The organism is Litorivivens sp., from assembly GCF_041625495.1.
In the GTDB taxonomy this organism is placed as follows: Bacteria; Pseudomonadota; Gammaproteobacteria; order Pseudomonadales; family Spongiibacteraceae; genus Litorivivens.
The window spans coordinates 1-11328 of sequence record NZ_JBFJTH010000127.1 but is presented as its reverse complement, the minus strand read 5'-3'; the positions used below and the strand labels follow the sequence as shown (position 1 = coordinate 11328).

At 53.6% G+C, this 11328-nt stretch carries 7 protein-coding genes; 3 read left to right on the top strand and 4 right to left on the bottom strand.

Features of this window, described 5'->3' with window-relative positions; genetic code table 11:
- The 3 genes from ABYP39_RS13795 to ABYP39_RS13785 all read left to right on the top strand — a co-directional run.
- On the top strand, window positions 1-1266 hold a 1266-nt coding region (locus ABYP39_RS13795; protein WP_372783078.1), incomplete at its 5' end, for a fimbria/pilus outer membrane usher protein.
- On the top strand, window positions 1257-1724 hold the full coding sequence (locus tag ABYP39_RS13790; protein ID WP_372783076.1) for a spore coat U domain-containing protein: 468 nt from the start codon (window positions 1257-1259) through the stop codon (window positions 1722-1724). The genes ABYP39_RS13795 and ABYP39_RS13790, both read left to right, overlap by 10 nt.
- Before the next feature lie 461 nt (window positions 1725-2185).
- Window positions 2186-2590 carry a DUF4332 domain-containing protein gene (locus tag ABYP39_RS13785; RefSeq protein WP_372758599.1) on the top strand — a complete coding sequence of 135 codons (405 nt, stop codon included), beginning with the start codon at window positions 2186-2188 and terminating at the stop codon, window positions 2588-2590.
- A 54-nt stretch (window positions 2591-2644) separates the two neighbouring features.
- On the opposite strand, the gene ABYP39_RS13780 is transcribed toward ABYP39_RS13785, so the two are convergent.
- From ABYP39_RS13780 to ABYP39_RS13765, 4 genes are all read right to left on the bottom strand, one after another.
- Window positions 2645-3580 (bottom strand): alpha/beta fold hydrolase, encoded by a 936-nt coding sequence (locus ABYP39_RS13780; protein WP_372783074.1) that lies wholly within the window; start codon window positions 3578-3580, stop codon window positions 2645-2647.
- Window positions 3581-3598: 18 nt separating this feature from the next.
- Window positions 3599-4405, bottom strand: a complete 807-nt coding sequence (locus ABYP39_RS13775; RefSeq protein ID WP_372758601.1) for an SDR family NAD(P)-dependent oxidoreductase — start codon at window positions 4403-4405, stop codon at window positions 3599-3601.
- Between the two features lie 10 nt (window positions 4406-4415).
- Window positions 4416-5903, bottom strand: a complete 1488-nt coding sequence (locus ABYP39_RS13770; RefSeq protein WP_372783072.1) for a flavin-containing monooxygenase — start codon at window positions 5901-5903, stop codon at window positions 4416-4418.
- A gap of 109 nt (window positions 5904-6012) precedes the next feature.
- A partial coding sequence (locus tag ABYP39_RS13765) for an Ig-like domain-containing protein (RefSeq protein WP_372783070.1) occupies window positions 6013-11328 on the bottom strand: 5316 nt, incomplete at its 5' end.

The following is an 11328-nucleotide window of genomic DNA, read 5'->3' as shown; positions in this document are numbered from 1 at the left end:
TACGGATTCACCCGCTGGTTTACCGGCGAGCTACGCGGCGAAGCCAGGGCCGACCATCAGACGGTTGGACTGGCCACGAATCTGGTATGGCCCGCCATTGCCGAATTCGATTTTGCTTTGGCCGGAAGCCTCAATCGCGATGGACAGGGTGGCGACCTTGCCGCTGTCGGCTTCCGGAGACAGGCGCAAGGTTTCAGTTTCGGGGCGAGGGCAATCTGGCGAAGCGAGCGTTTTACGCAATTGGGTAGCAACCCGACAAAGCCGCCGGATGCACGCGAGACGACGGCCTACGCTGCACTGGGTTTGGGCGAGGCTGGCAACCTCTCGGTAAGCCACGTGCAACGGGCTAGCCGCGACAACAGTGATATCGAGTTCGCTACACTGCAGTACTCCATCAGTCTTGCTCGGCAGGCGAACCTTCGGTTCAGCTTTCTCGAACCATTAAGCGATGACCTTGAGCGTACCGCAAGTGCCGCCCTATCAATGCCGCTGGGGCGGCGCACCTCTGGTATGGTTAGCGCGCGCCGACGAGCTGACGTCACTACCGGTCGCATTGAGGCGCGAAAGAATCTGCCCGCCGGAAACGGCTTCGGCTATCATGTTTCTGCTGAAACCGGCGACATCGAGCGACTGGAAGCCGGCACCAGCTGGCGTAACAGCGCAGGCCTACTGACAGCTCAGGCCGCCCAGCTGGGTTCCTTTCGCGAATACCGGGCTTCTTTTGATGGCGGGATCGCCCTGATGAACGGTGGCCCCTATTTCAGTCAACGGCTGGACCAGAGCTTCGCACTGGTGGAGGTGCCAACCATGGAAGGGGTGTCTATCTACCGCGACAATCAGCATTTGGCGACAACCAATCGCGAAGGTAAAGCACTGGTACCCGGCTTGCGCGATTACCAGAAAAACCGTATTCGCCTTGGCGATGCCATGCTGCCGCTCAACATTGAAGTGGCCTCGCTGGAACAGACAACCATTCCACCATTCCGGCAAGGAGTAACGCTGACCTTCGCTATCAAGCCCGCACGCTGGGTTGGCTTTCGGTTATTGGACGCGAACAATCTGCCAGTACCTGCAGGCGCTCAGCTGCTGAACACAGTGTCGGGCGAACAATCCATTGTCGGCGCCAACGGTCAGGGATACATCGAAATCGATCCCGGCGCACATGAGATGCAAAGCTGGTGGCATGGTCATCACTGCCGATTCACGCTGATCGTGCCCGACGGGGCCGAACCCATGCCGGATCTGGGAAGCGTGGTATGCCAATGAAAAGGAAGCCGACAATATCATTACGACCCCTGCTGGCCGGCCTGGCCCTGCTCTTCTGGGCACTCCCGGCAGCTAGCCAGTGCAGCGTAAGTGCCAGCAGCGTTGCCTACGGCAGCTATGACCCACTGGCCGCACTGCCCGTAGACAGCGTCGGTACGGTAACCGTCAGTTGCGCGCTGTCGCTCGGCTACAACATTGCCCTGTCAACCGGTGGTGCCGCCAGTTTTTCGCCACGGAAGCTCAGCAACGGCCCCGACACACTAAACTACAACCTTTATACCGACCCGACGTATCTGACCATCTGGGGCGATGGCAGCAGCGGTACCGCCACCGTATCCGGCGCCATCGGCCTCCTGCTGTTACCCATCAATCACACCGTGTACGGCCGTATTCCCGGAGGCCAGAATGCGGCGGCCGGCTCCTACTCCGATACCATTACGGTAACAGTCACGTACTGACAATCTCCGCTGACCGGCTATTTTCGTCAGCCAATATCAAGATTAGGTTGCGTGGGAAACAAACACTGCAAGATCAGCAAACGCAACATTATTCCGGCTGTTGTGCGCTAGCACCTAGGTTCAGAAAAGCCCCGAAGGATCACGTCTTAAGATTATTTAGCCGCAACAACCAACATCTATATTCTTTTCCCTTCGCATTATTGGCCACCAAAGTCGCGAGAGGACATCTTTTGTTTTTTATAATCAAGCGGCTAACTATCTATGTCACATAACGCTATTTTTATGCACTAGGATTTTGATCAAACCGCACACCGCACCGAAGAAGTTACCACTGTTGCCGCCGCAGGAATTCAATCCTATTGTTAATAACGTAGATTCTGCGGTGTTGTGATAGCCCGACAAACAACTCCGCGATATCAGACAAAAAACCCTACAAACCATCGCAAAACCGAAGGTGCGTTATGACCAAGCTATCGGAAATTGAAGGCATCGGCGACACTTATTCCAGCAAACTGACTAATGCCGGAATCTCGTCGATTGAGTCTCTGCTCGACAACTGCTGCGAAAAAAACGGACGACGAGATTTAGCGGACCGTTCAGGCATTAGTGAAAAAAGAATTCTGGAATGGGTGAACCGTGCTGACCTGACCCGCGTGAAAGGCGTTAGCACACAGTATGCCGACCTGCTAGAACATGCGGGCGTGGATACAGTACCGGAACTCGCTCAACGTAACGCGGAAAACCTGCACCACAAGATGGCTGAGTGCAATGAGCAGAAACATCTGGTGCGCAAGGTTCCATCGCTGACTCAGGTCAAAAGCTGGATTGAGCAGGCCAAAACACTGCCGCGTAAGGTTACCCACTAACCCGACACGGTCTATCTCAGAACCTTACCTAACCGCGCGCGTTGCAGCGCGCGGTCACGGTGTTTGTTCTATAAGAAATTGACGGTAGCGTTCAGCGCTCTCACCTGCTATTTCAAGCATAGGCATGTGGCCTATACCATCCCATATAGTCACTTCAATCTGAGGCACGTTCGCGCGCCATACATCAACGCTACTTACATGAATGAGCTTGTCTTCACGTCCCCAGAGCAGCAATGTCGGTTTGTTCAGTTGTGACAGGCGATCTTCCAGCGATGCACTACGCTGTAGATCTTCATAGATTTTATCCAATTGCGGTTTGCGCTGTTGATAGTCTTGCGCCATGGCGTCCAGAACAACACCTGGCAACCACGGTGGCTTCGCCATGGTCATCGAGAAAAACTCGCTAAACTGCTCCCGGTTGTTAACCAGAAACGGGTTACGACCCGCAGCCAGCATTTTCTCCATTTCGCTGGGTACCGGTGAGGCAACACCTGCAGGGTCAACAAGGGCAACCGTACGGGTACGCTCGGGAAAGCGCAGCGCAAAATCGGCACTGATAAACCCACCCATGGAATTTCCAATAATATGCACCGCGTCGATATTCATGGCGTCGAGTAAGTCGACCAGTCTTTTAGACTGAGCTTCAACGCTAAAATCCCATGCTGAGTTGAATTCGGTTTCACCATGGCCAGCCATATCCGGGATGACCACTCGAAATTCATCCGTAAAATGACGGGCGAAACGCAACCACACGGTTTTATCAGCGCTGTAGCCATGCAACATCAGAATAACGGGTTTATCCGTGTTTTCTGCTTCGAAATAAACAACATCGAGTTCGCCAAGACGCTTGCGCTTTTTGTCGAAGCCATAAACAAACGCTTCGGTTGCCATTGTGGTGCGATATAACACGTCACCAATCATGGGGTAGGTAATGGCTGTCCAGGCACCAGCGGCAGCAACCAATAAGGCGATGATAATTCGCATAACCATGAAGAGATCGTCCTGTTGTTATTTGTTCGGGTAGTGGCGGGTATCGATAATATTTTTCATCTCGCGCCAGATAACGCTACTCAATATACCCAGCGGCAATAGCCGTGCTGCAAGCGCGGATTTACGCGAGCCCGCCCCAAAGACCAGCCGGTGGCGCTTTTTTCGGATAGCGGCGATAAGCGCTTCCACAAAAGCTTCGGGTGATGTGGTCAGATAATGCTGTGCAAAGCGCTGATTGAAATCGTGACGGGCGATGTTGGTGGCAATGCCACCCGGATGCGCAAGCAGTACATTCACTGGGCTGCCTTTGAGTTCGCACATCAGCGCTTCGGTATAGCCGCGCACCGCAAATTTACTACCGCAATAATCCGTGTGATTTGGCGTGCCGATAAGGCCAAAAATACTGGATACATTTACCAGCCAGGATTCATCGTGCGATTGCAGCTGCGCTAAAAATGCCTGGGTGCCATGTACTACACCAAAATAATTTACTTCCATGACCCGCCGATAGGTGTCCAGCGACGTTTTCCAGCTCGGCTGCGCGCTGCCTTCGATACCAGCGTTATTGATAACGATATGCGCGGGCCCAAGCTCGGCCTCTACGCGTTGCGAAAACTCAAGGACCTCGTTCGCATCAGCAACATCGACATGCATGAACAAACAGTGATCGGCACGAATCAGACGCTGGGTTTCCGCCAGCGCCTCGCGATCAACATCACACAGGGCCACCTTGCACCCAAGGGCAGCGAACGCCTTTGCATAGGCGCGGCCCATTCCGGAACCTGCGCCGGTAATGACAACCGTTTTGCCGGTAAAATCTTGCATAATCATCCCGTTATGAATTGGCGGTAGTTAACGCGAAATAGTGGTCGGCCTCCGAGAACTGCCTGGCCCAGCGCCGATACGTAAAGCTGAAGCCAGGAAACATGGCAATCACATGCCCGCTCTCACTCTGATACCAACTGTGGCAACCGCCAGTTTTCCACACGGTGCGCTCCATTTCAGAGTGGATCAGCTCGGTGTAGCGTGACTCAGCAGTTTCACGTACCTCAATACTCTGAGCTCCCGAGCGTCGTACTTCGTTGATACACCGCATGATGTATTCCATCTGCGACTCAATGATAAACAGCGCCGATGTATGTCCAATACCGGTATTGGGCCCCGTGACGATAAAGAAGTTGGGAAAGCCGGGAACCGTAGTGCCGAGATAGGCCCGAGGAAAGGTACTCCAGTAATCACTGAGTTTGGCGCCGTTCTTGCCAATGACGGGATAGGAAATCAGTCCGTCCGTTGCGTCGTAGCCCGTGGAATACACAATCAGATCCAACGCTACTTCCTGCCCTGTTTGCGTAACCACGCCGGTTTTGGTCAGTCGCGCAATGCTGTCTGCATTGTCATGCAAGGTCACATTCGGCCTGGAAAGTGCGGGATACAGTGTGTCAGACAGGATGATACGCTTGCAGCCGATGGTGTACTGAGGTGTTAGTTTGCGGCGCAACTCCGGGTCGGTTAACTGTTTATTAATGAGTTTCATCGCACGCCGCCGCGCCACCAGGTTTAAAAAGGCTTTGGAATACTTAAACCCCAGCACGCGCCCTTCCAAAGCCCAATAAACGATTTTTCGCAGCAACTGATAGAAGAAGGGGCGCTGCAACAAGCGCCGCTGCCACGGCTTGAAGCGGTAGTCCGGCCTGGGAATGACCCAATGCGGTGTACGCTGAAAAACATGCAGTTCCGCAACGTCTTCGGCTATCGCGGGAATAACCTGTGCAGCACTGGCGCCACTGCCAATAACAGCTACCCGCTTGCCCCGGTGATCGTAGTCATTGTTCCAATTGTTGGTGTGAAAACTCTCCCCGGAAAATTCTTCGCTCCCCGGAAAGGAAGGTGTCACCGGTGTACTCAGGGGGCCGGAGGCGTTGATAACAAACTTCGCGAAGACTACTTGGTTATCACTGCTGCAGATTTCCCATTCATGGCTGCTTTCGTGCCATACGATCTTAGACACATTCCAGTTGGTTTGGGTTTTTTTGGCGAGACCATGCTTGTCGATAATGTATTGCGTATAACCGCGCAGCTCATCGCCTTCAGCGAACAGCTGCGACCAGTCGTAAGGCTCACTCGCTAGAGAATAGAGTACCGACTGCACATCTACGGCGGCGCCCGGGTATCGGTTTTGACACCAGGTACCGCCCATGAATGACCGCCGCTCGAGAATGGCAAAGTTTGAAATGCCCTGCTTCTTCAGGTTAATGGCGGCGCAAATGCCGCCGAACCCACTGCCAATGATTGCGACTTCAACGTTAGGACCCGAGCTGCTCATTGTTATTCTATCCGCTATGTGTTCGACGAGAACTTTCGGCGATCACCATACCGCTTACGAATAGAAATTTCGAGCTGGTTAAAAAATACTCGTTACGACCCCGGTTTCACTAGTCGATCACTAAATTGCCATTGTTCAGCAGTGAGTCAATGATGGTCTGGTCGGCCACGGTGCCACCAACGGTCAGATCAATACCTTGCAGGGTGATGTATTGTTCCACCGGACTGGCAGCGCTCCCCTCGGTGTGAATGGCAATCACTGTACTGCCAGCGCCGTCTGCCTGGAAACTCAGGTAATCGGTCAACGGGCCGTTTTCTTCGCCTTGCAAAAGGTCCGCGAGGTGCAGTACGTCGCCACCGGCACCAACGGTAAAGTCGAGCACGGTGTCTTGGGCGGGGTTCGTGTCGCTACCCTTATCATTGCTGTACCAGATAAAGGTGTCGGGGCCGCTGCCCCCAGTCATGTGGTCGTTACCGGCGCCACCAATCAGGCTGTCACTGCCCGCATCACCGAGCAGCGAATCGTTGCCGGCACCGCCAAGCAGCATATCATTGCCGGCGCCACCCTCCAGCTGATCAGTACCGTAGCCACCGTACAGGACATCATTCCCATCGTCGCCGACGAGCACATCATTGCCGTCACCACCCTCTAGGCTGTCATCGCCGTCACCACCAATAAGGAAGTCAGCGCCAGCGCCGCCTAGCAGACTGTCATTGCCCTCTCCGCCCGACAGATAATCATTCCCAGAGCGACCCAGCAGACTGTCGTTTCCTTCACCGCCACTAAGGATATCGTTGCCTTTGCCGCCGTCGAGGATATCGGCACCCAAGCCACCACTGATGGCGTCATTCAGGTCACCGCCGGCAATACTATCGATGCTGTCGGTGCCGGTGAGAGTATTGTCGATATTGTAGAGACTGAGATAGGCACTGTCGCTCTGTCCGTCACTGTCGGTCAGAACGTATGAGATCAGTTCCGGAGGAATCTGGCTCAGCGATGCTGCCGGTTGCGGACGGTAGCTGACGTTGAATAGCCCCGCATCCTTGCCAGAACCAATATACTCAATGTCCACCGACGTTACTGCCGAGTACTGCGACAGATCCAGTGACTCGCGGCCGTTGGTTTTCGCAGAAAATCTAAGGGTATCGACCGTATAAACACCATCACCATCGCTGTCATGCGTTACCGCCACCCGAACTTTGTCGCCGTATTTCGATTGAAAATCGTCAAAAGTCAGCACCAGATCCCGAACGCCTTGAGGCAACGCCGCGCTGTCGAAGGATACGAGGATGGCTTCACCATCACTGAGTAATTGCCCTTCACCACCTTCGACGCCAACACCATTGTGGTTGTAAACCAGGTTGTGTCCGCCGGCGCGAATACCGATATCAAAGTTTGCTGCGTCGACATTTGCCTGCGACGTTGTGTCTACGGAAAATTGCGCGAGCATTTCGGTATCGGGGCTGAAGCGGTAGTAACCCTGACTATTGAAGGTCAGTTGCGCGTTGTCAGCGCTATCATTGATGACGACCTGTGCAATCTCATTGCCGAAGACATCCTGCGTAACACTGTATTGCCAACTTAAAGAGCCCGCCGCTCCAGAGGCGGGAATCGAAGCGGCGTCAAAATCGAGATTGAGGATCTGATCGCGGAACGTTACTTGCGTTATATCCGCATCATCAATGAGCTTGTCGATGCCGCCGCCCTGGGTGGAAAACGGCGATATATTGGCACCGTAGGTTGGGCCTCCGTCGGTACCAAGCGCATTGATCACGTTACCTTCAGCGACATTGGGTGTCAGCTCGGAGTGGAGGTCGTGATTCGCCAGTGGCACACCGTCCACGATGTTAATGGTCGCGGTTGCTGAGGCAAGATCACCGTCGCCATCTTGCACGGTATAGTCAAATACCAGGCTGTTGCCCACATTATGGCTGGGTGAGCTCAGGGTGTATTCGGCGTCTGCGAAATCAAATGAAAACGTTCCGAGATCGAATCCCGGCACCGCTGGGCCAATAATCAGTGTGGCACCGTCAATCTCAAGGCCCGCCAACGCAGGCGTAACGCTGATAGCGGAACCGTCGTAACTGAAGGTATAGTCGGTACCGCCAATATTCATTGATATTTCGCTAACGTAACCTTCATCGGCACCAAACCCAAGGTTCTTAATGCCATCGGTGATCACGACCGAACCACCAAAACCGACCGGAACGGTGTTGAGCAGTTCAGTCTCGAGCTCGTTGATGTCTGCCACAAATATGGCGTCGTCGGAGGTTGCCCCCCCTTTCTGCAATGCATCCACATTGTGAATGAAGTTTAGGTCGGCACTGCCGTCCTCCATTCCAGGCCCAACACCAACCGCATAAGAACTAATGCCATTGCTATTCACAAAGGTATCAAAACCTCCCCCAATAGGTGAGGAACTGGAAACACCGTCTGATATGAAATAGGAAATGTTCTGCACATTGTCGGCAGGGTTCTGTGCAGCGAGGTCGCTCGCCAATTCGCTTTGCAGTTGATCCAGCGCATCCACATAGTCTGTTGACCCGACCGCCGTGAGCCCATCAACAGCCCCTGCAATTCCACTGAAGGTGCTATAGGTACCGACAAGCGTTGGGCTACTGGCAAACTTGATCAGCGTTATCGAAACCTGCGACGACTGATTAAAAAACTCGGCCGCAAGTGCCTTCAACGCGTCTTTCGACACATCAAGACGACTAGGTTCACCGGCAGGTGGTGCAGAATTGTTGGTCAAGGACCAGTTCATACTGCCCGAGGTATCCATCGTAACAACTACGTTGAATATCTGTTCAGCCGACTCGGATACTTCTGCGTTGATCGGGTTGGCGAAGGGTGCATCATCGACAACTGTGATTTTTAGTGACTCAGTGTGCTGCACCCCATTCTCGGTAAAGGTGTAAGAGAATATTTCTTCTACGTCGCTACCACTGCTGTCTGGGCCATTCAATACATAGGTATAGTCACCGGCACTGTGATTGGGTGGGTTATCACTCGCATAGACGGTGAGTGTACCCAAAGACGTGGTCAAGGTGATGACGCCAGAGGTCGGAAGCACACCGTTGATGCTGTCAATTGTAGTGCCTGCACTCGCGATGGGATCGTCCGCTAGGAGGTTGCCATTGGCTGTTGTGGAACCCATGCCGGTGCCACCGGGCAATGCGCTTTCGAAAACCTCAGCGGTGTTGCTATTGGTTTCACCCACCACCAAGGTGGTGCTTGCGGATGACGTCAACGAACCATCGCTTACCTCGTAGCTAAACTGGGCAGTGCCGGTAGTCGAGCCTGCGTCAAACTGCAGAGAACCCAGCTCCTCCAGTGTCAGCGTATCGCCTACGGCCACCGCGCTGCCGTCTGCCAGGGTGATACTTCCCACGGATGTTGGCAAATCCGTTATCGTGATGGTCAGCAAATCATCGTCGGCATCAGGGTCTGTCGGCGCTGATATGTTGATAGCATTATCCTGACTCCCTGGCTCCACATACACCGTATTGTCAAAGGCGTCGGGCGCATCATTTACCGGGATAACTGTAATACCGCCACTGTCGCTGCCAAACACGTTATTCATCGATTCGTCATAGGCTTCGACCGTTAACAGGCGTGGCGCCGAGCTGGGATTGTCAGACGCATTGAAGTAAGTCAGCGACTGCAGGACACCAAGGTATTCGTTAATATCTGCGCCACCGGTTAAGGTTGCAGACCAGACCTTGCCACTTACTGACGTTGTAATCGACACACCCGTGCCGGCAGTCGCGAATACTAGACTGTCCTGCGTCGAAATAAACCCATCCATCTTAACCACGACATGAGACAAACCGCTGCTATCAGCATCGCTGATTTGAATACCGCCCAGCACTTTTGTCGGAACATCGTTTTCGACATAGCGAGTGTCCGGCGCATTATCTACGACCGGCGCCGCCTGAGAAGTTTGGCCAACGGCAATGGTTACGGTTGCCGTGTCCATCTCACCATCACTATCGGTGAGTGTGTAAGTAAAGCTGTCCGTTCCTGCGAAACCGGGCTGAGGTGTATAGGTATAGGTGCCGTCACCATTGTCGGTAACCGTGCCATTACTGCCCTGGGTAAAAGCCGTTATTGAGGCGCCGTCAACAATCGTGTCGTTAAGCAGCAAGTCGGTCATCAGCAGCGGTGTATTTTCAGCCGTGAGGTAGCCATCATCTGCTGCGTTAGGTGCGCCACCATTTGCCGCAATGGTTCCCACCCCTTGTATGCCGTAGACCGTAGTATGTGCCGAAGTGGCAAAGTTTACGGTTTGGCTGAAATTGCTCAGGTCTACGCTAAAGGTTTCATCACCTTCATAGATATTACTGTCGGCATTGATGGTGACACTGATGGTTGCCGTGTTTGAACCTGCCGCTACAACACCTTGCGTCAAAGCAATAGCCTGATAATCCTGTCCGCCAGTTGCACTAACGTCTGTGGTGACAAAGTCGAATGTGAAATCAGTCGCCAGCGACTTATCGAGTGTCACGGTGAATGTTATGGTCGCAGTTCCCGTTGCCGGTTCACGCACAATAACATCGTCAATAGTCACTGTTGGAATGCTTGAGAGCGAAATCGTCGTCAATGCCGGATTGCTGACGTTTTGCCCATCAGATACAACAACTTCTATTTCGCGCGTTGCATCAGACACCGAACCATTGTTTTCGTACTGAATTGCTCTAATAGCCAATTGATAGTCTGCGAGGCTGGCTGTGCCGGTTAACGTAACCACACCCGTATCCGGGTCGTACGTAGAGGCGGAAATTCCCGCCGGCAACGCACCAACAATAAGCACGTCGCCTGCTTCAGCGTTAGTCAACTTGATAGTGGCCTGCTCAAGATTCGCGCTGTCGACATCGGTTATTACAATGTCGCTATCAGCGACGGATACCGCGTACGCCCCTTCGGAAAAGCTCGTTGCGTAGTCTGTGCCTGCAGTGTCGCCATCAAGATCCAATTGGGGAGGAACCTGATGGGTCGAGGTTGTCGTTGCCGTAAATACATTTCCTGCGTCGTCACTGCCCGAGACGGTCGCAACAAAGCTGGTCTGGGCAGCAAGATCACTGCCTTCAACGGTAATGGCAAAGGTGCCGTCAGCCAACACAAAGCCACTGTAGTCTTTCTGGTTGATCGTAAACGAAACCGTATCTCCGGGAGCAGCATCACCGCCCACTGAGCCTGTTACCACAATAGAGTCGGCAGCTTCCTGGGCTGACACAACATCGTCTGCGGTAATATTGTCGACTTCGATCGTAGCGCTCGCCGTAGTATCAACGGTGTAGTCGCGAGTATCGGAAGCACCAAACGGATTGCCTGCGTCATCTGTGCCCGTCACGGTTGCCGACGCTGTGCCGTCGGTCAACAAGGCGACAGCCGCCGCCGGAACGACCACACTGAAGGTTGTGTT